Source organism: Anaerolinea thermolimosa (assembly GCF_001050195.2).
Taxonomy (GTDB): Bacteria; Chloroflexota; Anaerolineae; order Anaerolineales; family Anaerolineaceae; genus Anaerolinea; species Anaerolinea thermolimosa.
Window position 1 is genome coordinate 11,729 of sequence record NZ_DF967965.1, and the last position, 23,911, is coordinate 35,639.

17 protein-coding genes are annotated in these 23,911 nt (G+C 47.7%); 12 read left to right on the top strand and 5 right to left on the bottom strand.

From position 1 onward, the window contains the following. Positions 1–361: 361 nt before the first annotated feature. Entirely contained in the window at positions 362–637 is a 276-nt protein-coding gene (locus ATHL_RS00050; RefSeq protein ID WP_062188693.1) for a hypothetical protein, read from the bottom strand. A gap of 1,276 nt (positions 638–1,913) precedes the next feature. On the opposite strand from ATHL_RS00050, the gene ATHL_RS00055 reads away from it, so the two are divergent. Continuing rightward, complete coding sequence (locus tag ATHL_RS00055) at positions 1,914–4,178, top strand: ATP-binding response regulator (protein WP_062188694.1); 2,265 nt, start codon at positions 1,914–1,916, stop codon at positions 4,176–4,178. On the opposite strand, the gene ATHL_RS00060 is transcribed toward ATHL_RS00055, so the two are convergent. Beyond that, positions 4,096–5,316, bottom strand: coding sequence for a response regulator (locus tag ATHL_RS00060; protein ID WP_084001037.1), 1,221 nt, complete (start codon positions 5,314–5,316; stop codon positions 4,096–4,098). The two genes, ATHL_RS00055 and ATHL_RS00060, sit on opposite strands and share 83 nt — an antisense overlap. A gap of 175 nt (positions 5,317–5,491) precedes the next feature. On the opposite strand from ATHL_RS00060, the gene ATHL_RS00065 reads away from it, so the two are divergent. The 5 genes from ATHL_RS00065 to ATHL_RS00085 all read left to right on the top strand — a co-directional run bounded on the left by ATHL_RS00065 (position 5,492) and on the right by ATHL_RS00085 (position 13,533). Beyond that, positions 5,492–6,856 (top strand): extracellular solute-binding protein, encoded by a 1,365-nt coding sequence (locus ATHL_RS00065; protein WP_062188695.1) that lies wholly within the window; start codon positions 5,492–5,494, stop codon positions 6,854–6,856. Positions 6,857–7,017: 161 nt separating this feature from the next. After that, positions 7,018–7,938, top strand: coding sequence for a carbohydrate ABC transporter permease (locus ATHL_RS00070; protein ID WP_114679447.1), 921 nt, complete (start codon positions 7,018–7,020; stop codon positions 7,936–7,938). A 44-nt stretch (positions 7,939–7,982) separates the two neighbouring features. Next, positions 7,983–8,825 carry a carbohydrate ABC transporter permease gene (locus ATHL_RS00075; RefSeq protein WP_062188697.1) on the top strand — a complete coding sequence of 281 codons (843 nt, stop codon included), beginning with the start codon at positions 7,983–7,985 and terminating at the stop codon, positions 8,823–8,825. Positions 8,826–8,832: 7 nt separating this feature from the next. Further along, positions 8,833–10,773 carry a glucosidase family protein gene (locus ATHL_RS00080; protein ID WP_062188698.1) on the top strand — a complete coding sequence of 647 codons (1,941 nt, stop codon included), beginning with the start codon at positions 8,833–8,835 and terminating at the stop codon, positions 10,771–10,773. Between the two features lie 561 nt (positions 10,774–11,334). After that, entirely contained in the window at positions 11,335–13,533 is a 2,199-nt protein-coding gene (locus ATHL_RS00085) for an ATP-binding response regulator (protein WP_162787516.1), read from the top strand. Here ATHL_RS00085 and ATHL_RS00090 read toward each other — a convergent pair. Further along, positions 13,528–14,721 carry a response regulator gene (locus ATHL_RS00090; RefSeq protein WP_062188700.1) on the bottom strand — a complete coding sequence of 398 codons (1,194 nt, stop codon included), beginning with the start codon at positions 14,719–14,721 and terminating at the stop codon, positions 13,528–13,530. The genes ATHL_RS00085 and ATHL_RS00090 overlap by 6 nt on opposite strands. 127 nt (positions 14,722–14,848) lie before the next feature. Between ATHL_RS00090 and ATHL_RS00095 the strand changes: the two genes are divergently transcribed. The 6 genes from ATHL_RS00095 to ATHL_RS00120 all read left to right on the top strand — a co-directional run bounded on the left by ATHL_RS00095 (position 14,849) and on the right by ATHL_RS00120 (position 22,247). After that, positions 14,849–16,255: an ABC transporter substrate-binding protein gene (locus ATHL_RS00095; RefSeq protein ID WP_062188701.1), complete on the top strand. Its 1,407-nt coding sequence runs from the start codon at positions 14,849–14,851 to the stop codon at positions 16,253–16,255. A 221-nt stretch (positions 16,256–16,476) separates the two neighbouring features. Beyond that, positions 16,477–17,751, top strand: a complete 1,275-nt coding sequence (locus ATHL_RS00100) for an ABC transporter substrate-binding protein (protein ID WP_162787517.1) — start codon at positions 16,477–16,479, stop codon at positions 17,749–17,751. Between the two features lie 140 nt (positions 17,752–17,891). After that, positions 17,892–18,818 carry a carbohydrate ABC transporter permease gene (locus ATHL_RS00105; protein WP_062188703.1) on the top strand — a complete coding sequence of 309 codons (927 nt, stop codon included), beginning with the start codon at positions 17,892–17,894 and terminating at the stop codon, positions 18,816–18,818. Positions 18,819–18,823: 5 nt separating this feature from the next. Then, positions 18,824–19,696: a carbohydrate ABC transporter permease gene (locus ATHL_RS00110; RefSeq protein WP_162787518.1), complete on the top strand. Its 873-nt coding sequence runs from the start codon at positions 18,824–18,826 to the stop codon at positions 19,694–19,696. Positions 19,697–19,698: 2 nt separating this feature from the next. After that, complete coding sequence (locus ATHL_RS00115; protein ID WP_236822302.1) at positions 19,699–20,649, top strand: family 43 glycosylhydrolase; 951 nt, start codon at positions 19,699–19,701, stop codon at positions 20,647–20,649. 20 nt (positions 20,650–20,669) lie between these two features. Beyond that, positions 20,670–22,247 (top strand): MGH1-like glycoside hydrolase domain-containing protein, encoded by a 1,578-nt coding sequence (locus tag ATHL_RS00120; protein WP_062188704.1) that lies wholly within the window; start codon positions 20,670–20,672, stop codon positions 22,245–22,247. A gap of 326 nt (positions 22,248–22,573) precedes the next feature. On the opposite strand, the gene ATHL_RS00130 is transcribed toward ATHL_RS00120, so the two are convergent. Both ATHL_RS00130 and ATHL_RS00135 read right to left on the bottom strand, forming a co-directional pair. Then, positions 22,574–22,789, bottom strand: a complete 216-nt coding sequence (locus tag ATHL_RS00130; RefSeq protein WP_062188706.1) for a hypothetical protein — start codon at positions 22,787–22,789, stop codon at positions 22,574–22,576. A 232-nt stretch (positions 22,790–23,021) separates the two neighbouring features. Further along, the gene (locus ATHL_RS00135) at positions 23,022–23,711 is read right to left on the bottom strand and encodes a hypothetical protein (protein WP_062188707.1); all 690 of its coding nucleotides are present in this window, start codon (positions 23,709–23,711) and stop codon (positions 23,022–23,024) included. Positions 23,712–23,911 lie beyond the last annotated feature (200 nt).

The window sequence follows — 23,911 nt, forward strand, 5'->3', positions numbered from 1 at the left end:
CCGTTTGCAGGTAAGCCAGGTAGTCCTTGACTTCAACAGGGGTGAGCAGAGTCCAGTCAGGCGGTTGTCCGATCGTTTGGGCGTACCACGCAGTGAATTCGTCCAGTACCGCTTGGTAGCGTGTCACCGTGCGTGGGCTGGTAAGGGTGGCAAGGAAGTCATTTACAGGGTTCATCGCCGGTTTTCCTTTCCTCAAAAAACATTGTGCGACACGGTTTACACCCGTTTTCAGCCCTCAAAACCGGGCTTTTGGCGGGTTTTTCGGGTGTTTTTTGTCGTACAATGGCTATTGTACGATTATATTGTGCGACATACAAAGACCCCCTCTGAAGAGGTCAAACATTCTAATTCAGTATAAAACCTAGCCGGGCATGGCTTGATGATCGCCAAAGTCAGGGTGGCTTTGACCAAAGATGTTGCCTAGGGGAGTTTTCTGCTGGCCCCCTTTTCCCTTTTTAAGGCCCGTTTGCAGGTAAGCCAGGTAGTCCTTGACTTCAACAGGGGTGAGCAGAGTCCAGTCAGGCGGTTGTCCGATCGTTTGGGCGTACCACGCAGTGAATTCGTCCAGTACCGCTTGGTAGCGTGTCACCGTGCGTGGGCTGGTAAGGGTGGCAAGGAAGTCATTTACAGGGTTCATCGCCGGTTTTCCTTTCCTCAAAAAACATTGTGCGACACGGTTTACACCCGTTTTCAGCCCTCAAAACCGGGCTTTTGGCGGGTTTTTCGGGTGTTTTTTGTCGTACAATGGCTATTGTACGATTATATTGTGCGACATACAAAGACCCCCTCTGAAGAGGTCAAACATTCTAATTCAGTATAAAACCTAGCCGGGCATGGCTTGATGATCGCCAAAGTCAGGGTGGCTTTGACCAAAGATGTTGCCTAGGGGAGTTTTCTGCTGGCCCCCTTTTCCCTTTTTAAGGCCACCGTTCTTAGGATAAATACCATGGTTTTTCTGCTTGTTTCAATACACACAAAATATCATTCTTAAGGTGGTTGGTAAAAGCTTGATCTTTGAGATAACGCCAGAATCGTTCGATGGGATTGAGATTGGAACAGTAATTTTGCACTTTGATCACCATTATCCGATGCTCAAATAATAAACTGAACGGCGTAAGCAACTGCACTTTTATACTACGAGACATTATCCATCACCAGGCTACTTGTCCGGTTGGGCACTGTATCACCAGCAGTTCTTTCAAGAACAAAACGAGGGTAGCTATGTTTTTAATCAACGCGCAGTCGTGGCTCACACAAGACAATGCCGGTCTATTTTCTAAATGTAAGCGTAAGTGATCAACCGTCCAAATATAAACTCAAACCTCAATTCTTTCAGTTTCTGCTCCAAGACACGCTCTAATACTTGGCTGTATGCCTCATTGGCTTTGGCCAGTCGTCCTCTTTGCGTTTATTAGCTAACCCATCAGCGTAGTCCTATTGCCAGAGATTCAACCACCCATAAACGGTGGAATGCTGATTGCTTGCATCTTAGTGATTTCATCGGGTTTGTCGTTATCGGTTCTCAGTTCGCTTATTAAGGTTGATCACTTTCTCAATTCCCGCCAACTGGCCCCATTAGAATGGTAATCACGGGCTTTTCGCATACTCTCAGTGTTTGCTAAGTTTGATATAGTTCTTTCGATAAACTACTCTGTAGCCTTTATATCTGCCGACTAATTCTTCCGTTTAAGTTGATTTGCCGGAATGCTTCAGATTTGGTAAACTGAAACCAGTTATCTCAGCAAAGAACGCGGGATGTCAATCTTTTTAGATATCAATACAACTTGCAGGTACAACCAAGATTTCCTTTTATACCCTTGAACACCCAATTAACATCCTTCATCTGGAGCCACAATCTACGCCTTCGATTGATGTCACCGAGGAACTCTTAATTATCTCTAAGGAAATACCTCATGTTCTACTACCAGATTTTAAATTCCAGAGCAGATCCAGTTTTTCTGGATTCGGCCGTTGATTTACTTCAAACTACCACCCGACGTCTGATTTATCTTATCTGCGCGGCAGTTTATCTATGGCAAGTTTGCAGTGGACTTATATGGGAAGGAGGGTTTCCAATTCGGTTCCTCCCCGCGAGCCTGATCATTGCTATAACGGCCATACTGGCTTTACGAATTCTTGACCAACATATGCTCGTTGCTCGCGTGGTTATCTTGATTGGGTTTTTTGTTGGCCTTATGCTATATACCCTAACCCTTCGCCAAGTTGAACTTGTCTACACTTTCGCTATGTTACCACTATTAGCTGCCTTGATGATCGGCTGGCCTGCAGGTGTTATCGCCGAAGGGATCATTGCACTAGCTATGCTCGCCCTGGCCCATACAACACCCAGCTTAGGCTTAAATTTCTGGTTAATGTTGGTAACCATCATCAGCGGATTGATCAGTTGTGTTGCGGGGGTGCTAGTCGTTTCGTCGCTTCTAACAGTGACTCAATGGGCTGTTTTCAGTTATCAGGATGCCAACCAAAAAATGGAACTGGCCCGCAACCGTCAAATGGAATTGCTTCATATACAGGATGACCTGATTCAGGCTAATAACGAACTGGCACGGTTGAGTGAACGGCTGAAGGTTATGACTCTGGTCGCCGAAGAAGCCCGCCGAGTCAAGGAGGAATTCGTTGCTAATGTGAGCCACGAATTACGCACCCCTTTGAACATGATCATTGGGTTTGCCGAGACAATCATCCAGGCACCGGGAATGTACCAAACTCGCTTGCCCGCCAAACTCATGGCTGATATCGCTGCCATTCACCGAAATAGTCAACAGTTGGTAGGGCTGATCAACGATGTTCTGGATTTGAGCCAGATTGAAGCCGGTCGCATGACTCTTACGAAAAGCTGGAACTTTCTTGATGTATTAATTCATGAAGCCATTCAATCGGTTGAAGCTTTTTTCGCATCTCGAGGTCTTTATCTAAACGTAGAGCCCGGGCCAGAAAAAGTGGAAGTTTATTGCGATGGTACCCGCATTCGAGAAGTGATGCTGAACCTTCTCAGCAACGCTGGACGCTTTACAGAAAATGGAGGAGTTCACGTGCGCTGGTGGGTAGAATCAGAAAAAGTCATTGTTGCCGTAAGAGATACTGGCCCTGGTATTGCCCCTGAAGATCGCGAACGGCTCTTTCAACCTTTCCAGCAACTGGATACCCGTCTCAACCGCCGTGAAGGCGGGAGTGGCCTTGGTTTAAGCATCAGTCGGAAATTCATAGAAATGCATAGCGGACAAATGTGGGTAGACAGCCAGCCTGGTCAGGGATCAACATTCTATTTCTCACTCCCTCTGGAAATTTCCCCCCAAACCCGCTCAGCAGCCCGTGGTGCGCTACGCTGGGTGAATGAATATGTAGTACACGAAAAACGCGAGCGCCCTTTCAAAGCACCTTTACCAATCGTATGTCCTCGTTATGTGGTACTGGAAACAGGAAACTCTTTACAACGTATTTTCCATCATCATGTCACTAAAGTGGAAATCCATGGAACAAATACCGTTCAAGAAGCGGTCGGAGAATTACGACGATCACCTTCCCAGGGATTAATTGTCAACCGATCTTCTGGGCAAGACATAAATCTCCAGGAAGTTACCCTCCCGTTTGATACCCCTTTGATTTACTGTTCCATACCAGATGCCAGTGAAGTCTCTCAGCAGATGGGTATACATAGTTATCTCATCAAACCAGTGACCCGACAACAGGTGCTGGAAACTGTAAAAAAAGCTATCGGTCATGGGAAAAAGATTTTAGTTATCAACGATAACACCGAGGAACTACAACTTTTTGTGCGAATTCTTGAATCGGCAGGAGAAAATTATCAGGTTTTGCGAGCTACCAGCGGAACACAGGGGTTACTCCTGATGCGTCAGCGCCACCCCAGCTTGGTGCTGCTGGACTTACGCATGCAATATACTAATAACTATGATCTCCTCAATGAGAGAAAGAAAGATAAGCACATTCGAGATATCCCTATTGTAGTCATCTCTTCTCAAGATCCCTTAGGTTCAGGGATGATCGCGGAATCTATTCAGATCATGCGCCAAGGGGGGATTTCTCCTTTAGACTTGGTTAGGAGCATCCTGGCAGTTACTGAAGTGCTTTCGCCAATTTCTCCTCCACCCGCTCCAACGCTTGAAGAAGAACCTCCCGATGCACTGGTTTCTGGATGAAGTCTTCTGCTCCCAAGGCCATCGCAAGTTCTTTTTGAGCCAGAATAGTACAAATGATCACTGGGATGTGCGCAGTTTGAGGATTACGCCTCAATTTACCCAATAGTTCCCAACCATCTACTTCTGGAATCATGACGTCCAATAAAATGATTTGAGGAGCTTCATGTACCACAGCCTCCAGAACCGCCTCGGCGCGATGGACCCCTCGGATTGTAAATCTCGTTCCTTCAGTAAAGCGCCTCATTAGCTCCACGATATCCCGGTTATCATCAACCACCAGCACTTTAATTTGTTCCACAGCTGGAAGGAAGAGTTGGATCACACCTGTCGAATTGGAAGGTACAACAAGAAGACGCCCTTTCATAAAAGCCGTAATCTGGTGTGCGTCTCGAATCCCTTGGCTTTCTAAATTTACTAAACAGGGTACATCAGTTCTCAGATTCCCGATGTTGATGATAACTTCGGCTCCAGACCGGCTCAAGGAAATCACCAGTTCACAACCGCTGGCCACACGAATTAGGTCCCCAAGTAGGCTAAGAAGAACCTGACGCAAAGCCACGGGTTGTACCGCTAAGTGAGGCAGCCCCTCCAACGCCCGGTATCCCAGTGTCACATGATGACGGCTGGCAAGCGGTTGAAGCAAGTCCACCACATTCCGCACAATCTCAATTGGATCTGCTGGTGAAGCAACAGGCGCATCTTTAAGCCAAGCAAAATCATCCAGAGCTTTCTCCTGACCAGAGAATTTCTGATAGTGAGATTCCGGGTTGGCACTAGCCGCATTAGGGCAATGCTTCCAAAGCCTTGTAGCCAGCATCTCAAGCGCAACAGCCTGGATGCGTCGAAGTTGTCTGTCACTCACTCCAAGTTGATGAGCAACTTCTCTCTGACTGGACTGTTGAATATATCGATAAAGTAAGACATCATAATTCTGTTGCTCTATCGGTGATGTAACTCCCTGAGGGTCAGGTCTCATATCTTCTATAGCATTCATGAGGATTCGTTGTATAGCAAGAGGAGTATCGTATCGCTCAGAGACTCCAAACCAAGCGGCCAGTGGACTGCGCCGCAAGTAGTCTGGGTCATAAAGATGGTTGAGTACCCCTCTTAATTGCAATAAGAATTGCTCAAATTCCATCGGAATACCTGAAAGTTACCCCCAATTATATCTTGAAAAAAGAGACCTCTCTGGCCGTTTTCTGTCCGCTTTCAGACCATTTCTTTGCCATCTTTTTCCCTAAAGGGTATCTCCAATTTTTATAATGTACTTATCAAGTCTTTCTCAGATTCACTTGTTCTTTGGAGGAGTTGAAATGAAACGTATTACCCGACGATCTTTTATAAAGGGAGCAGGTCTGACGCTTGCCGGAGCAACCCTGGTTGCATGCTCACCCTCTTCTTCTGCTCCCACCTCTCAGGCCACCGATGTACCGGCCTCCCAGGCTACCGAGTCTCCGTCTGGCGCTGAATCCGGAAAAATTGTTCTCCGGTTTGCTTCATGGGATAGTTCTTCAGGGCAAGATGTATATAACAGCATTACCAACGAATTCAATAAGACAGCCCCAAACATCGAAGTTAAGGTGGAATTCACTCCCGACTCTTACGATGATAAAATCCTGACTGGACTGGCTGGCGGGAATGCTCCTGATATATTCATGTGGTGGAATTATCCCGGACTGATCGCCCGAAAAGGCATTCTCGACCTGACCGAGTATGCAACTTTACCCGGAGATAAAGGCCTAGATCTAAACCAATATTATCCTGAGGTACTTGCTTACGCCAAAATCGGTAATATCCTTGTGGGCACACCCAATGCCTTTACTCCACGGGCGATTTTCTATAATAAAAAGCTTTTCGCTGAGGCGGGGCTTCCTGAACCCACATCCGATTGGACTCTGGATGAATTTACCGAAATAGCACAAAAACTTACCAAAGGGGAAGGTGCCGATAAAGTATACGGGATGTTCATGTCCCCAGGAACTTATCACCTACAGGGATATATCTGGTCAAACGGCGGTGACTGGATCAGTCCGGATGGTACTAGAGCCAGCGGTTTTTGTGATAGTCCTGAAACTATTGAAGTCATTAAGTGGGCATCAGAACTTGTAACCAAACTGGGTGTAGCCCCCACTGATGACACCGGAACAACCCTTGGCGGGGCTACCCAGATGTTTATTAATGGCAAACTCGCCATGATGGACAATGGACGCTGGCCACAAACCGACCTGATGAAAGCCGAGAATCTGGATTTCGGTTTGGTCTTGCATCCTATTAATCCCAACACTAAGAAACGCGTTACTGTCCTGCATACTTCGGCCTTCTGTGTTAATCCGGCAACCAAGTATAAGGATGAAGCCTGGCAGTTTGCCAAATTTATTGGTGGCCCTGTTGGGAACAAGTTGTTTGGCCAGGCAGGATGGGCAGTCCCTGCCGTACCTTCCGCCGTTAAGGAACTGGGCTGGGAAACCGACCCCATTGAGAAAGTATGGATTGAAGCTATTCCTTATGCTACAGTACAGCCCTGTTTCATGCGTACAACCGCCTGGGATAAAGCAGATTCCGAGTTCTATAACGCTCTCCAGGCCGTTTGGCTAGGACAGGCCACCCCTGAAGAGGCCATGAAGAAGGTTGCACCCATTGTGGATGACATTCTGGCCAATGCACCAAAAATCTCGTAATTCTGGAGAAACTGAAAAATTGGCTTCGTTTATTTATAGTTGTTCTCCAAGATTTCCCTGGTAAAACAATCCTGGCACTATACGTTAGCTTGTACGTATAGTGCCAGGATTTGTCAGCATGCTCCTGATAATTAATGAGTCTCTTTAAAAGGAGGGCAAAAATGACGCCCCCAACTAGATCACCCGTTTTTAGATTGACATTGAGACAACGTGAAACCATCAGTGGTTATCTAACAATTCTGCCTTGGTTTGTAGGTTTCTTGGTTTTCACCGCCGGGCCAATGATGGCTTCGCTATATTACAGTTTGACTGACTGGGGATTGGTCGACCAGCCCAAATTTATCGGCCTTATGAATTACCAAAAGATGCTCTCCGATCCTTTAGTCTGGCAATCACTCTGGGTAACTGTTAAATTCACTATCACCAGCGTCCCTGCACGACTGATTCTCGCCCTGATTGTAGCCCTTTTACTGGTAAGGCCCATCAAGGGAACCAATCTGATGCGAACGATTTATTTTATCCCCTCGGTAGTTGGAGGAGTGCCAGTAGCTTTGTTATGGATGTGGATGCTAAATGCGGATTATGGTATTGTCAACTATTTTCTTAAACTTTTGGGAATTAATGGACCAGGATGGATTGCAGATCCAAAATGGGCTCTATGGTCTTTAGTGCTAATGAGCTGTTGGAACATTGGCAGCCCCATGGTCATCCTTGTGGCTGGGCTACAGAACATTGCGCCTCATCTCTACGAGGCTGCCGAATTGGATGGAGCAAATGGCTGGGATAAATTCCGTTTTGTTACTATTCCCATGCTTTCACCTACGTTGTTTTTCCTCCTTGTGAGTTCGGTAATTGGGGCATTTCAGGTATTCGATGCCGCTTATGTCATGACCAGCGGCGGTCCTTTGCGGGCGACTTATTTTTACCTGCTATATTTTTATCAGACTGGCTTCCGCTACCTGAATATGGGATATGCCTCAGCCCTTGTTTGGCTGCTCTTTGTCTTAATCATTATCATGACAGCACTCATTTTCCGCTCCTCAAGCCTGTGGGTCTTCTATGAGTCAGAGGTGAAGAAATGAATAACGCAACCATTGTCAGGCCATCTTTACCCAGAAGGGTACATATGGGACGACGTGCCCAGAGCCGCATTGCAAACCTTTTAACTTACTTCCTTTTAGGGGTTGGGATGCTTTTCACACTTATTCCTTTTGTCTGGTTACTTTCTTCAGCCTTCAAGACCCCGGAAAAAATTATGGCATTCCCGCCACAATTCATCCCCTCCCCTATTACTTTTGAGAACTTTAGATACATTTTTGAGAAAACCCATTTTGAGGTATTTTTCTATAATAGCTTCACCGTCACCGCAGTTTCTCTTACCTCACAACTCTTCTTTTCAAGCCTCGCAGCATATGGTTTTGCCCGCTTGCGTTTTGCTGGGCGCAACCAGCTCTTTATGGTATTACTGGGTACGATGATGATCCCTTTTCAGGCCTATATGATTCCGCGATTCATGATTATGCGTACGCTTGGAATCCTTGATACATTGGCTGCCGTCTTTCTACCTTATCTCTTCGGTGGAGCATTTTATATCTTCCTTCTGCGTCAGTACTACCTCAGCCTACCGCGCGAATTGGATGAAGCCGCAATTATGGATGGTTGTAATTTTTTTCAAGTTTTCTGGTACATCCTGCTCCCATTGACGAAACCAGCACTCTATACAATTGCAGTTTTAGAGTTTTTGGCTTCCTGGAATAGCTTCCTTGAGCCTTTGATTTACTTGAATACCCAATCTAAATTTACGGTTGCCTTGGGGCTTTCACTTTTCCGTTACAGTTTTGGCAGCCGAATCGAATGGGGTCCGTTAATGGCCGCGACTCTCCTCGTAGCTCTCCCCTGTCTGATCGTGTGCTTTGCTGCCCAAAAAGAACTCATCGGCGGAATAGCTACTACGGGGATCAAAGGATAAATTGACCATGAGCACTTCCCTTTCTCATACCGATCGATGGAAATTGGAGCCAGGTTTCGGAATCGCCTGGGAAATCCACACAGATAACCTCCCACATACTGATGAGATCGAAATGAGCGGCAAACGCGTTTCACTGATTGTCCGGTACGGCGTAGATGCCAGCGGGCATCTCATCATTCAACGGCGAATTATCTGGCCTCAATTGCGCACAATCCCCAATAATACCCATGCCAGCCTTCGAATACGCTATGAAATGACCGAAACTATGCCTAGAATCTCTATCAATGGAAAACCACTCTCGCCTGAGATTCCCCGGCATATTCGTCTTGACGGGCTTTTAACCATTACCTCAAAAACCTCTGAAGGTTTACAAGTACAACGTGTGATCTTTCCCAGTCCTCACTTACCGGTAGCACTAGAACGTTGGATTTTGACCAATCTTAATCAACAAACTCTCCAGGTTAAAATAGACCCAGTATATCGACAAGACATTGCCCGTGGTACCAAAGGAATATACCTTCTTGAGGTTACTTGTGACGCTCCTACGAATTTAAAGCTCCTGCCAGGAGAAAGTTTTAGCTTTGGCATTTTCTTTACTGGTAAACGATTACACGAAACACTTCCACCTATATCCATTGTTGAAGAAGAAAATGATCGCCGGGCATTAGTAAATCGATTGATTGAGCCCTTGCAATTCGAATGTCCCGAGCCTCTACTCTCACGAGCCTTTGATTTTGCAAAACTGCGTGCCGCTGAGAGTATCTTTGAAACCCTCAGTGGCCTTATGCACTGTCCCGGCGGTGATGCTTACTACGCTGCAGTCTGGTGTAATGATCAATGCGAGTACGCCAGTCCGTTTTTCCCATACCTTGGAGATTCTTCTGCCAACGAGGCTGCTCTCAACAGTTATCGATTGTATATGCCCTTCATGGGACCAAACTACGATCCTATTCCTTCTTCTATAATAGCTGAAGGGATGGATATATGGGAAGGAGCAGGCGATCGCGGAGACGCAGCTATGTACGCTTACGGAGCCGCACGCTTTGCCCTAGCGCTCGGAGACCGGAAAATCGCTGAGGAGCTCTGGCCTGCGATTGAGTGGTGCTTGGAGTATTGCCGCCGAAAAACCACTCCCAATGGAGTAATAGCTTCCGATAGTGATGAGTTGGAAGGCCGATTCTCGCACGGAAAAACCAACCTGGCAACGTCAACATTAACATTTGGAGGATTGCAGTCCGCAGCCCATTTGGCTCATGAGCTTGGGAAAGAAAAAACATCCCGAGAATATCAACTCCGCGCTAAAGCCCTAGAAGAAGCTATTGAACGCGTCTTCGGAGCCTTTGTACAGGGCTATGCCACATATCGATATCACGAAGGTCTTCAACGCCTGCGTTCGTGGATATGCTTGCCCTTGGTGATGGGTATTCAAGAACGAAAAAAAGGTACGATTGACGCCCTCTTTTCATCTAAACTTTGGTCCCCTGACGGATTGCGAACCGAAGAGGGAAACGATACTTTTTGGGATCGTTCGACCCTATACGGTTTTCGAGGAGTATTCTTTGCAGGTGAGATTGAAAAAGCATTGGAGTATTTTCGTGCCTATTCTCGTCGTCGTTTACTTGGCGACCACGTACCCTACCCGGTAGAGGCATATCCTGAAGGCAATCAACGCCATCTCTCAGCTGAGAGCGCCTTGTACTGTCGAGTTGTCATTGAAGGGATTTTTGGGATCACCCCTACTGGATTGTCTACATTTCAATGCACTCCACACCTACCATTGAAGTGGAATGCCATGGCACTCCGGTCTTTGCGGGCTTTTGGGCGGGAATTCGACCTAGTGGTTGAGCGGTCAAGGCAGGTTGTGGAAGCAAGCGTATTGATAGAAGGGCGAACAATCCTGACAACCAGAGTATTTGAGGGAGAAAGCTTCACAGTCACACTTCCCTGATATGCACCCCTCCTCTACCTTTGTCTTCCGGGAACTTCAAGGAAGTATGTCCTCAGTCTTCCGGGAGGTAAGAATGTGAAAAAGGTATCCAGTTGGGGCCCAAAGAATGCGAAACGGCGTTAGGCGAAGCCTAGCAGGACACGATGGATGAAGTCCGTCAGATCATCCGCAACTTGCCCGACAACGGACCCTATTGGTTGCATTTGCTTTAGAAACGGATTGTCCTACCCTCCAGCCCACGCACCCCGGAGGGTGATGCCATAGCCAGACACCGCCTATGGGTCTTGAAAATGAGTGAAAATTGGCAACAGTATGCCCTCATCTTGCAAGAACAAGGGGTTCTAACCACGAATAATGTCACCGAGCGAGCGATTGGACGGTGGCGCATGTGTTCCAGGACCATGCGAGGCTTTACGTCCTTATCCGGTTTATTCACCGCATTCCAGGATCTGGGAGAACCAGGCCGGGCTATTTTTTACATTTTCGCCAACTGTTCAGGTGACAATATTCTTCTTCCCAATCGTAAACCATTTTATTTTTTTTGGTTTTATAATAATTTTTGTGAACCATTTGAAGCAATTCATACCTTCTATTCCCACATCAAAAAACGATTCGATTGTGGAACAACTTCGCGAGGACTCTGCTACGCCCCTGTTACTTGGCACGGTGGGATTTGGAATTGTGCTGATCTTGTTTGGGGATGAAATTTATCAAAGCGCGTGGTGCGGTTCAGTGATCGGATTATTCTTGATGTGCTTGGCTCTGCTGGGTATATGGATCAGGGGAAAGAGCGTCATAGCAAGTATCTGGTTGATGCTGGTAAGCTGGATCGTTTCCATAGGTCTGTCAATCTTTTGGCAGCCTGCTCTTCCAATAATGATTTTTTTCACCCTTCCAGCTCTGGCGGGAATTCTAACCCTGGGTTGGATGAGCGGGATGGGTCTTACATTGGGAATCATTATTGGCATCAGCATTTTTGTGATCAAAGGCTGGGGGAACCTGGATAGTGAGGATCTGTGGTTTGCAGTATTCCTGTTCGTCCCTATGCTTACTATCGTTGCGATTATTTTTCGATCTTATCAGCAGGTTTTTTATTGGCTCGTTAAAAATTATCACGATAGCCGTGTTGAATTAGAAGTGGCGCGAGATCGACAAGGTGAACTAGGACAGGCACTGCATGATCTCGCGGAAGCTAATGCCCAAATGTTGCGTCTAAACCAACTATTAAACACTGCACGACAACAAGCCTCGGAGGCAGAAAGAGTGAAGGCGGAATTTGTGGCGAACGTAAGTCATGAATTGCGCACACCTCTTAACATGGTGCTCGGCTATTGTGAAATGATCATGAATGTGCCGGCAGCATATGAAAAGAGACTCCCGCCCAAACTTATGGCCGACATCGCCGCAATCCAGCGCAACAGCCAGCATTTGACTGGATTGATCAACGATGTATTGGATATCAGCCAGATTGAAGCCCACAAGATGATTTTGAACAAAGAGTGGCTGGAATTGCCCGAACTTCTTCGCGAAGCGCTCTTGGCGGTCCAGCCGCTGCTCGAGTCGCGAGATTTATACCTGAAGATTGAGATTCAAGACGATCTTCCCCAAGTTTATTGTGACCGGACGCGCATCCGCCAAGTGTTGTTGAACCTTCTGAGTAATGCCGCTCGCTTCACAGAAGTTGGAGGTATTACAGTCAGCGCCGAAGCGAAGGATGGCAATATTAAGGTCATCGTTTCGGATACTGGCCCTGGTATCGCGGAAGTCGATATTCCAAAACTGTTTCAACCATTCCGGCAATTGGATGGCAGTACCCGTCGGAAACAAAACGGCAGCGGATTGGGCTTAAATATCAGTAAAAACTTTATTGAGCTTCATGGCGGGCGGATGGGGGTAGAGAGCGAGATTGGTGTCGGAAGCAGTTTCTGGTTTTCCATTCCCATCATTACACCAGTAAAACCCGAAAGTGGATTTAACCGCTGGCTCAGTTCAGAATATGATCAGATTCGTCATCCGACTACCTCAATCCGGCAGCGTATCTTACCACGAATCTTGATATTGGAAAAAGACGAATATCTGGCTGGATATGCGCGGCAGTATGAGAAAGATATTGATGTAGTTTGGGTTTCCGATCCTGATGAAGCTAGGCAGGTAATTGATGAGAACCCCGTTTCTGCCGTATTAATCAGGTGTGATACGGATCAACAAATGAGCACTTGGTCTCAGACGATAAGCCAGAGCAATTCTTTAGCGCCCGTAATTGAGTGCCTTAGCCCAAAAAGAATACCCGGCGAATCGTTGGGTGTGAATAATTATCTGGTTAAGCCAGTGCATTATCAACAATTGCTTGAAACCATTCGTTCGGTCGAACGTCCAATCAATTCTATTCTATTGGTGGATGACGACCCTGAGACGCTACAGTTATTTTCCCGCTTACTTTCGGCCAAACCTCATCGATATCGTATTCTTCAGGCTGATAATGGATTAGAGGCCTTGCATTGTATGACCACTCGTAATGTGGATCTAGTAATTCTAGATCTGATCATGCCTGGTATGGATGGTTATACTGTACTGCGCGAGAAACAAAGTTCGCCGGCGATCAAGGATATCCCAGTGATAATTCTGACGGCCGACGATCCAGAAGAAAGATTGCCTAGCTCGGTACCAACGATTAAGATTACACACAGAAAGGGTTTCTCATTTCACGAACTCTACCAGATTTCGGTAGAGGTGAGTGATGTCTTGAGCAACCCTTCATGAGACTTTACCAAGTGCACTCAGTAATTGGTGGCGGCTGGTTGGTTTAGCCAGAAATTCGATTGCACCTAAAGCCAGCGCCAGTTCTCTTTCAGGTAGAACCGAACAGACAACCACGGGAATCTGACTGGTGAGTGGATGTTGCCTTAGTCTGCCAAGCAATTCCCACCCATCAACACCGGGGATCATTATGTCCAGAATGATGATGTCTGGATTGACTTCTTCCACAGCTTTAAATAACATGTCAGGTTTGGCAATATGTTCAATCCTATAAGGCGAGCCAAAGGTATACCGTTTGAATAAATCTGCGACGTCTGAATTATCATCAACCATCAGAACTCGAGTAAACGGATGCGTCGGGATGGATATACTGATCACACAACCGCTGGGACTGTCACTCAAGTGGAGAGATTTAGATTGCTCACCCAGAAGCAAGTGGATGGCATGCAGGATGGCTTTGGTATCTTCAGTTTCACCTGTCAGGATGCCGGTGGATGAAACCGATACAAGAATGGAATCATTTTTCTTTTGCTGTTCGGCTTTGATTACTACCCTTCCTGTAGAGATTCTTCTTATTGCATAGCTAATCATGCTGATTAACGCCTGCCGCAGGGCTGCTGGAACAAACAAGGCGGATGGGAGTTCGGGTAGCGGTTGAAGTGACAAGTCTACACTACGCGCCGTTGCCAAGGGTTTCACCAGATCAAAAGCTTGGCTAAGAAGCAGTACTACATCAATAGGAATTGCCTGATCCGGTTCTTTGAGCCAAGAGAGTTCACCTTCGATTACTCTATCCAGTGACTCAGGAACCAGTTGTCCCAGTTTGACAGTTCTTGAAACGTTTTGGTAAATTGAGTCTGCCAAGGTTCGAATGGCGACTTGTTGCTCCCTGCGCAGGTGCCTGACGCCAACGCCAAGTTGATGAGCAGTTTGTTCTTGATCGACTTGCTGGATATACCTAAGTTGCAGGACTTTGTATACCCGCCATACCCGGCTGTCTATTGGCACAGAAGGTTCTGGTTTCAGTTTTTCAATTTCAAGGATTAACCGCTCCCGTAACAAGCTTGGATTGAAAGACTGCTGGGGCAGACCAAAATATTCTTTCAATGGATGTTGGCGAAGGGCATCTGGATCATATAAATGGTTTAAAGCATGAGCAATCGATTTAACAAAATCGTCCGGTGGTTGCATGTCCTGAATTTGTCCTGTTTATAGCCCGTGAATGGTCAAAATTATCCCCATTCCAGATTCGCAATTGCTATAGTAATTCTATCCCAGTGTAAAAAATTGTGTCAGATAATTGAATAGGAGGATTAACATGCCCGCAAGTCAAATTTCTCGGCGTAGTTTTCTTAGGAATACTGTCCTTGTTACTGGCGCCGCTGCCATGGTTGCTTGCGCGCCACAAGCGACTACGGCATCACAAGAAGCTCCTACAGCGAGGTCCGAAGTGACTGGACCTGTGAAGATCACCTTCATGAGTTGGGGTGGCGTTGAACGCTTCCAGAAATGGATCGATGCATGGAATGGAACTTGGCCGGATGCAGCCAAGAAGATCGTTCCGGAGGCGGTCACTGGTGGTAGCGGTTCATCAGACATGTTCACTATGTTGCGAACCGCGATGGCAGCAGGTGGCGAAAATATTCCTGATTTCTATGAATCAAACGCCACCGATATCCCTGAATTTGCCGAGCGTGGCTTGATGCTTCCGATCGACGATTACCTCACCCCCTATACAGATGATTTGATTCCGGCAGCCAAGAAAGTTGCTAGTTATAATGGGCATTTCTATGGTGTGCCCATGCAGGTCAAATCCAAGGTATGGTGGTATCGCAAAGATATGTTTGAAAAAGCCGGCATTGTCCCGGACCAAGTAAAAACTCTAGACGACCTAATAAATGCAGGGAAAGCGCTCAAAGGGGCCTATCCAGACGCCTTTTTATTCAACCTCGCACCAAAATCGAGCGGTGGTTGGTTAAGTATGTTGCTCTCTTATTATGACGATTTGAAATTTGCTGAGCGTGGCGGCACTTGGAATGTGACCACAGATGAGCGTTTTGCCCAGATGTTTGACATTGTCAAGAAAATTTACAAAGCCGATATAGCCTCTCCAGTAGGCGATTGGAGTTCAGACTGGTCACCTGCCATGACAGACAGTAAAATCGCTAGCATCATTGGTCCATCTGGTGCTTCCTGGATGGCTGAATTCCTGCCCCAATTCGATACCGTACATGCCGGATTATGGGGTGCAGCGCTGTGGCCCGAGTTCAGCCGTGAAGGAAGTGAGGCGGGTGGTTCGATCTGGGCTATCACCAAATACTCTAAGAATCCAGGGGCAGCCTTCGAATATCTGAAGAATTTTCACCTCACGAAGGAAGGCGCGTTGACGCTATACAAATTGATCGGTTTCCTGCCCATGATCAAAAGCGCTCAGGAAATCGTCAAGGCGGAAGCAGCGAAGAACGAAAGACCGGAAGGCACGACCGAGGAGCAATGGAAACTCGCTCCGGTGAATTACTTCGGGCTGGATTACTTGGATGTGCTCTTCCAGGCACAGGACCATGTCAAAATTTTCCAGTACGACATGGCTTTTAACAACGAGATAAACATTTTGGGCCAATACTGCAATGAATACGTGGAAGACAAAATGACTCTGCTTGAAGCATTAAGATCTGCTGAAGATGAGATGAAGACCCAGATCGTTGATCCTTATAAATTGGGCTAAATAAATAGTTCACGGGTTGTCAGGCGACCTAACTGATCTCCTTTTGAAGGAACAACAGGTTAACTTCTCTTATTGATCAGCACAAACGGCTGGGCTTGGTCGACCCTTCTCGGCGTAGTTTTCTTAGGAATACTGTCCTTGTTACTGGCGCCGCTGCCATGGTTGCTTGCGCGCCACAAGCGACTACGGCATCACAAGAAGCTCCTACAGCGAGGTCCGAAGTGACTGGACCTGTGAAGATCACCTTCATGAGTTGGGGTGGCGTTGAACGCTTCCAGAAATGGATCGATGCATGGAATGGAACTTGGCCGGATGCAGCCAAGAAGATCGTTCCGGAGGCGGTCACTGGTGGTAGCGGTTCATCAGACATGTTCACTATGTTGCGAACCGCGATGGCAGCAGGTGGCGAAAATATTCCTGATTTCTATGAATCAAACGCCACCGATATCCCTGAATTTGCCGAGCGTGGCTTGATGCTTCCGATCGACGATTACCTCACCCCCTATACAGATGATTTGATTCCGGCAGCCAAGAAAGTTGCTAGTTATAATGGGCATTTCTATGGTGTGCCCATGCAGGTCAAATCCAAGGTATGGTGGTATCGCAAAGATATGTTTGAAAAAGCCGGCATTGTCCCGGACCAAGTAAAAACTCTAGACGACCTAATAAATGCAGGGAAAGCGCTCAAAGGGGCCTATCCAGACGCCTTTTTATTCAACCTCGCACCAAAATCGAGCGGTGGTTGGTTAAGTATGTTGCTCTCTTATTATGACGATTTGAAATTTGCTGAGCGTGGCGGCACTTGGAATGTGACCACAGATGAGCGTTTTGCCCAGATGTTTGACATTGTCAAGAAAATTTACAAAGCCGATATAGCCTCTCCAGTAGGCGATTGGAGTTCAGACTGGTCACCTGCCATGACAGACAGTAAAATCGCTAGCATCATTGGTCCATCTGGTGCTTCCTGGATGGCTGAATTCCTGCCCCAATTCGATACCGTACATGCCGGATTATGGGGTGCAGCGCTGTGGCCCGAGTTCAGCCGTGAAGGAAGTGAGGCGGGTGGTTCGATCTGGGCTATCACCAAATACTCTAAGAATCCAGGGGCAGCCTTCGAATATCTGAAGAATTTTCACCTCACGAAGGAAGGCGCGTTGACGCTATACAAATTGATCGGTTTCCTGCCCATGATCAAAAGCGCTCAGGAAATCGTCAAGGCGGAAGCAGCGAAGAACGAAAGACCGGAAGGCACGACCGAGGAGCAATGGAAACTCGCTCCGGTGAATTACTTCGGGCTGGATTACTTGGATGTGCTCTTCCAGGCACAGGACCATGTCAAAATTTTCCAGTACGACATGGCTTTTAACAACGAGATAAACATTTTGGGCCAATACTGCAATGAATACGTGGAAGACAAAATGACTCTGCTTGAAGCATTAAGATCTGCTGAAGATGAGATGAAGACCCAGATCGTTGATCCTTATAAATTGGGCTAAATAAATAGTTCACGGGTTGTCAGGCGACCTAACTGATCTCCTTTTGAAGGAACAACAGGTTAACTTCTCTTATTGATCAGCACAAACGGCTGGGCTTGGTCGACCCAGGTCCGGCCGTTCAATTAAGGAGGTTATTGAGGATGTCAATGGCAATCTCCGCCAAAAGAGTTCCCAAAAATGATCGCTCCAGTAATACCAGAGCTCGTTGGAAGAGTGATCAAATTGCCGCAATTTTGTTCGTATCTCCATTCATTCTGGCATTTCTCGTTCTATTTTTGGGACCGGCAATCTATGCGTTGGTGGTCAGCTTCTTCCGATACGCCGGCTACGGTTCCATGACTTGGGTGGGTGTGTATAACTACTTCGCCACCCTTCAGTACCGTTTATTTTGGATCGGCCTCCGTAATACTATATTTTATTGGATCGCACACGATATTCCAATGATGGTTTTTGCCTTTGGACTGGCATTGATTGTTTCGAATCGGTACATACAATTCAAGCGTTTCTTCAAACCAATGCTTTACCTGCCGCAACTAGTTACCTCAGTCGCATCAGCCTTGATTTTCTCGAGTTTCTTTGGGCTGGAATATGGGGTGTTAAACACGATCCTTGGAACGAAAATCCCCTGGCTGCAGGATGTGAATTACACTCGTTGGGCAGTTGTGATTCTACTAATCTGGCGTGGAGTGGGTTATTGGTTTATCGTGTATCTGGCTGGGCTAACATCAATCAATCCAGAAATCATTGAAGCCTCCATTGTGGATGGCGCCAATTCGTGGAAACGACTGATCTATGTGATCCTCCCCTTGATGACCAGCACCCTGCTTTTCGCTTTTGTGGTGGATGCGATCGGGAGCCTGCGCCTGTTTACTGAACCAAATGTATTAATGGCCCAGCGTGGGGGGTTGGCGCCTTATGAAGTTGCACCAGTCGTAAATGTGCTGTTTAGCTCCATGGGAGCAGCCCGTTTTGGACAGGCAGCGGCGGTAGGCTGGCTTCTCTTCCTAGTTACCGCACTAATTTCCTGGCTCCAGTTTCGGATCTTTCGCAACATTAATAAGGAATAATGATTATGACTGCGATACCTCCTTCAATTGCCAGACGCTCGCTGTTATTGGATCGCTTTATCGTAAAATTCACAGGATACCTGATCCTTTCATTCGCCACGATAGCTTCTCTTTATCCGGTCGTGATGATGGTGATCAATTCATTCAAAATCCGTTCGGAAATCTTCAACAATCCGGCAGGGTTTCCCCGAGATTGGACATTGTATAACTACAATAACATCGCTAATTTTCACTCCGGTCTGATGCAAAACTTTCTCAATTCTGTAGTTATCTCTGTAACCAGCTCATTCATTGCGGTGTTTCTATGCTCACTGGGAGCTTACGCCTTTTCGAAGTACCAATTCAAAGGCCGCGATCTGCTGTTTGCTCTTCTTCTGGGTACCATGATGATCCCCAGCGAAATCCTGATCCCAGGACAATATATCATGTTTGCCAAAATCGGCTGGTTGAATACCTTACGGGTACAAATATTACCAGGCGCAATCTCGGTATTTGGCTTGTTTTTCATCCGCCAGTATATGCTATCAATACCAAATGAGATGATCGAAGCTGCTTGGGTGGATGGGGCTGGGCATTTCACGACCTTCTGGAATATTATGCTACCGGCTTCGGCACCAGCCCTGGGTGCTTTTGCCATTATGCACTTCATGGGTATGTGGAATAACTACCTTTGGCCAATGATGGTAGCAACAAAAAAGGAGTTCCAGCCGATTGTGGTAGTTCTTCCTCAACTTGTCGACACCCAGATTGGATTTGTTCCCGAATGGGGATTGATCATGGCAGGAGCCGTGTTGAGTACCCTGCCAATCATTGTTATTTTCTTAATTTTCCAGGACACATTTTTAAAAAGCGTCGTGATCGGCGCAGTGAAAGGATGACCATGGATCGCGAAACCTATTTGAAAAACGTTAAGCCTACCAGCGCTGGTTGGATCAAGTATTCCGGCAACCCGGTGATGGGTGGTGACCTGGGAACTTGCTTCGATATTTCCATGATGGAACAGGATGGTCGTTACCGGATGTGGTTCTCTTGGAGGCCGAAGAAATCTTTAGCCTACACTGAAAGTACAGATGGCATTCATTGGGATGCGCCTGTGATTGTGCTCAGCCCTCGTGAAACATCCGAAGGCTGGGAGCAGGATTTGAATAGGCCAGCAGTGGTATTATGCGAGGGCGTTTATCATATGTGGTACACCGGCCAACTTCCCGGAAAACTGCCCCGGGCTGTGGATGGACGTTCATGGCTATTTTATGCAACCAGTATAGATGGTCTCAACTGGCAGCGGGCCAGTTTGAAGCCGGTCCTATCTGCGGAGGAGCCTTGGGAAAAAGTAGCTCTAATGAGCCCACACGTGATATGGGATGATAAAGAGCGGTTGTTTAAAATGTGGTATTCGGGAGGAGAGCAATATGAACCCAACGCGATCGGGTATGCAACCAGCCGAGATGGTTTACATTGGGATAAGTATCCGGCCAATCCAATCTTTACTGCTGATCCCAGTCATCAATGGGAACAACATAAAGTTGCTGCCTGCCAGATCTACCAAAAAAACGATTGGTTTTTGATGTTTTATATCGGCTATTTCGATGAAGATACCGCTCAGATTGGGATTGCCCGCTCGCGGGATGGAATCACCGGGTGGGAACGTCACCCACAAAATCCGATCATCGCCCCATCCGTGGGAGAATGGGATGGAGAAGCGTGCTATAAACCCTTTGCCCTCTTTGATGGCGCTATGTGGCGGCTGTGGTATAACGGCCGAAATGGCACACTAGAACAGATCGGCCTAGCCACACATGAAGGTGAGGATTTGGGATTTCCGGAACAATAAAATAATTGAAAGGAGCATCAATGCAAGAAGATCACCCTTGGGTGCTGGAATCTAAGCATTTCAAGCATTACATCGATCGCTTTAACACGCTGGACGAAGAACTATATGCTCAACATTTCCCAAATAGCTGTGCATGGGATTTTCTAAGTAAAAATATCCCATGGTTTGAATGCCCTGACGAGGATCTGGAACGAATATATTACTTCCGCTGGTGGACCTATCGAAAACATATTAAACACACAATGGATGGCTTTGTTGTTTCGGAATTTTTACCGAATGTCCCATGGGCGGGAAAACACAATACCATCAACCTATCAGCGGCTATGCATATTTATGAAGGTCGGTGGCTTCGAACACCGGTTTATTTAGATGATTATACTCGGTTCTGGTTCCGCAAGGGTGGGGCACTGCGAAGTTACACTACTTGGTTGGGGGATGCAATCTGGGCGAGAGCATGCGTCACAGGTGATTTCCGGTTGGGAGTGGATCTGTTGGGCGATCTTGTAACGAATTTTTTAGCTTGGCAACGCGGCTGGACCACCCAATACTGCGGAACCCAATACCATATTGGTCAACACGAAAACGGGTTGTTTTATCAATTAGACGACCGAGAAGGAACCGAAATGTCGATTTCCGGCCACGGCTTCCGACCATTGACCAACAGCGCCATGTTCGGCGAGGCAACTGCGATCAGACGGCTCGCGGAACTGGCTGGAAACTCAGCCATCGTAAACTATTTCAGCAATATTGCCAGTAGAATTCGAGATGTGGTGCTGGAGAAACTTTGGAATCCGCAAATGCAGTTTTTCCTCACGCTAAGTGCAGATGGTCGGACCTTTGCCAAGGTTCGAGAGTTAAACGGCTACACTCCTTGGTATTTCCTGCTGGCGGACCCTGGGAAAGAGCAGGCTTGGACTCACTTGTTGGATCCGCAAGGCTTTTATGCCCCATTTGGGCTGACTTTTGCAGAACAGCGTCACCCAAAATTCATTCTTTCCTATGAAGGCCACGAATGCCAATGGAATGGACCCAGTTGGCCTATGGCTACTTCCTTGACGCTGACCGCTTTGGGAAATCTACTGAACCAATATCCACAGAATGTGATAACCCAAAGGGACTATCTCAACCTGCTCAAGATTTATGCGGCAAGTCACCGTCGCGAACGCGAGGATGGTCAGGTGGTTCCATGGATCGACGAGAACCTGAATCCATACACAGGAGATTGGATTTCGCGGACCCGGCTCAAAACCTGGGAAAATGGTACCTGGTCTGAAGAGAAAGGTGGACGTGAGCGCGGCAAAGATTACAACCATTCAACCTTTTGTGATCTTATCATTACCGGTCTGGTCGGACTTCGTCCACGACAGGATGAGATCATTGAGGTCCATCCATTGGCACCGGAAACGTGGGATTACTTCTGTCTGGATCATGTGCCCTATCACAGGCAGTCACTCACTATCCTTTGGGACAAGCACGGCGACCGGTATGGATGGGGAAAGGGCCTAAAAGTTCTGGATGGAGGTAGGATTATCGCAGAACGGCCAGATTTGGGAGAGGTGACCTTCACGCCAATGGTCGGTCTAGATAAAACTACTTGAAAAGCGGTGCAAGTGGTGGATCAATACTGCTCGAAAGTTATGCCTGTGGTGTTCATAAAGTTACTAGCCGCCTATATGACGAGCGCCCCAAACAAATCGGATCTCTATTGGTATGTTTTGATCCTAATGCTCATAGCATATGAAAACAACATCAATGTCGAAGGGGGCAGACAGAACGATTTAGCCCAGAACATGAACAACATTGAAAATGCTTCTAATGCCTGATACTGACACAGGAGATCCTGACACAGGACATCATTGAAATTGTCCCTGTACACGCAAACCCCACCCGCGAGAGGCTGGTGGCGGGTGGGGTTTCGGCACATTCATCGGCGGGTGACCTGCTCCAGCCGCCGATCTACCGGGTAGCGGACAACGGTATAGATCACTGTCCAGACCCCCCAGCCGAGGAAGGCCAGAGCCAGTGCTCCAGCGATCCCGATAAGCACGGTATCCCCGTTCAGGTGCAGGATTTTCTCGAAATCCACGCCCGACAGGTACAGCCCTGCTCCGATCAGCGCAAACAGAATCATCTTTTTCATGGCTTTCTCTCCTTTTTTTTTGAGTTTTAGGGCTGACTGCCCTCTGACCGCCCACCCTTACGGATGAGCGGACAGAGAAGGCAGCCAGCCACCACCCACACCGGCGCGCTACGGGTAAGCGCACCGGGAGAGAGAAAGCCATGCCCACGATGTTAACGTGCCGCCCGGAGACTAGGATCGGGCTGATCCCCAGGCGGGGAAGGAAGAGGGTCGCTCTTCCACCCCCGCCTGATTACCACCGTTCCACCCACAGATCGCTTTCCGGGTGTCTGGCAAGGGTGGCAAGGTCGGTGGCCATGCCGGGCAAGCGTGGCCGCAGGTAAGCCACGATCCCCGCCCATCTTTTGGGCGTCAGGGTGCACACCGCCACCCGCTTCTGAAACTCCCACTGGTTGCGCCACTTGCGCACCCAGGTGTTATCCGCCCCGTCTTTGCGTTTGCGGGGATTTCTCAGAACCTCAACCTCCACGTACCAGTGCTCCCTGTCTTTCTCCACCAGCATATCCGGCTCAACCAGCGGATTGTCCACCTCCGGGCACAGGGTTACCTTCCAGCCCCGCCTGCGGGCATGGTAGGCAAACAGCAGAATGGCAAAGGCGTGATTGGTGTATTCTTCGGCATTGTGGTGTTGGGCGAGAATGTCCCACTCGGACGGACGGACGGAACAGCCCAGCCTGGCAGCAAGGGTTGCTCCGTATTCTGTCAGGTGCAGGATGGCGTATTTTGTCTGCCCGCTCCCGAAAAAGCGTTGCTCGATCAGGCCTTGCTCAATCAGCGCGTCCAGCAATCGCTGGATTGCTCCGCCGTAAATCCCCATGTGGTATTGCAGTTCTGCTCGCAGACAAACCCCCTCTGCAAGGATTTTCACGGCGGTTTCCACCCGTTGCCACAACTCGATCCGAATGTCTCTTGTTCTGCCCATGAAGGTTATCTTAAAACTTATGCGTAATATTCTACCCGGCGTTATGCGTAATATTCTTGTGCAACCCCCCCACTTTTTCCGCGCTATTTTTTCGCGCCCGCAAGGTTTTTCCCGCGCTCCCGAAAAGCGATCCTCACCTCACGACCTGCCCGAAGAGGCGGTAGCCGCGCCGAATCTTGCGCCGGGCAATCCGCTCCGCC

Excerpts from the sequence above, each read along its gene's own strand:
- ATHL_RS00080 (WP_062188698.1), top strand. The coding sequence starts at position 8,833 with ATGAGCACTTCCCTTTCTCATACCGATCGATGGAAATTGGAGCCAGGT.
- ATHL_RS00130 (WP_062188706.1), bottom strand. The coding sequence starts at position 22,789 with ATGAAAAAGATGATTCTGTTTGCGCTGATCGGAGCAGGGCTGTACCTG.
- ATHL_RS00110 (WP_162787518.1), top strand. The coding sequence starts at position 18,824 with ATGACTGCGATACCTCCTTCAATTGCCAGACGCTCGCTGTTATTGGAT.
- ATHL_RS00095 (WP_062188701.1), top strand. The coding sequence starts at position 14,849 with ATGCCCGCAAGTCAAATTTCTCGGCGTAGTTTTCTTAGGAATACTGTC.
- ATHL_RS00065 (WP_062188695.1), top strand. The coding sequence starts at position 5,492 with ATGAAACGTATTACCCGACGATCTTTTATAAAGGGAGCAGGTCTGACG.
- ATHL_RS00135 (WP_062188707.1), bottom strand. The coding sequence starts at position 23,711 with ATGGGCAGAACAAGAGACATTCGGATCGAGTTGTGGCAACGGGTGGAA.
- ATHL_RS00090 (WP_062188700.1), bottom strand. The coding sequence starts at position 14,721 with ATGCAACCACCGGACGATTTTGTTAAATCGATTGCTCATGCTTTAAAC.
- ATHL_RS00115 (WP_236822302.1), top strand. The coding sequence starts at position 19,699 with ATGGATCGCGAAACCTATTTGAAAAACGTTAAGCCTACCAGCGCTGGT.
- ATHL_RS00050 (WP_062188693.1), bottom strand. The coding sequence starts at position 637 with ATGAACCCTGTAAATGACTTCCTTGCCACCCTTACCAGCCCACGCACG.
- ATHL_RS00120 (WP_062188704.1), top strand. The coding sequence starts at position 20,670 with ATGCAAGAAGATCACCCTTGGGTGCTGGAATCTAAGCATTTCAAGCAT.
- ATHL_RS00075 (WP_062188697.1), top strand. The coding sequence starts at position 7,983 with ATGGGACGACGTGCCCAGAGCCGCATTGCAAACCTTTTAACTTACTTC.
- ATHL_RS00105 (WP_062188703.1), top strand. The coding sequence starts at position 17,892 with ATGTCAATGGCAATCTCCGCCAAAAGAGTTCCCAAAAATGATCGCTCC.
- ATHL_RS00055 (WP_062188694.1), top strand. The coding sequence starts at position 1,914 with ATGTTCTACTACCAGATTTTAAATTCCAGAGCAGATCCAGTTTTTCTG.
- ATHL_RS00070 (WP_114679447.1), top strand. The coding sequence starts at position 7,018 with ATGACGCCCCCAACTAGATCACCCGTTTTTAGATTGACATTGAGACAA.
- ATHL_RS00060 (WP_084001037.1), bottom strand. The coding sequence starts at position 5,316 with ATGGAATTTGAGCAATTCTTATTGCAATTAAGAGGGGTACTCAACCAT.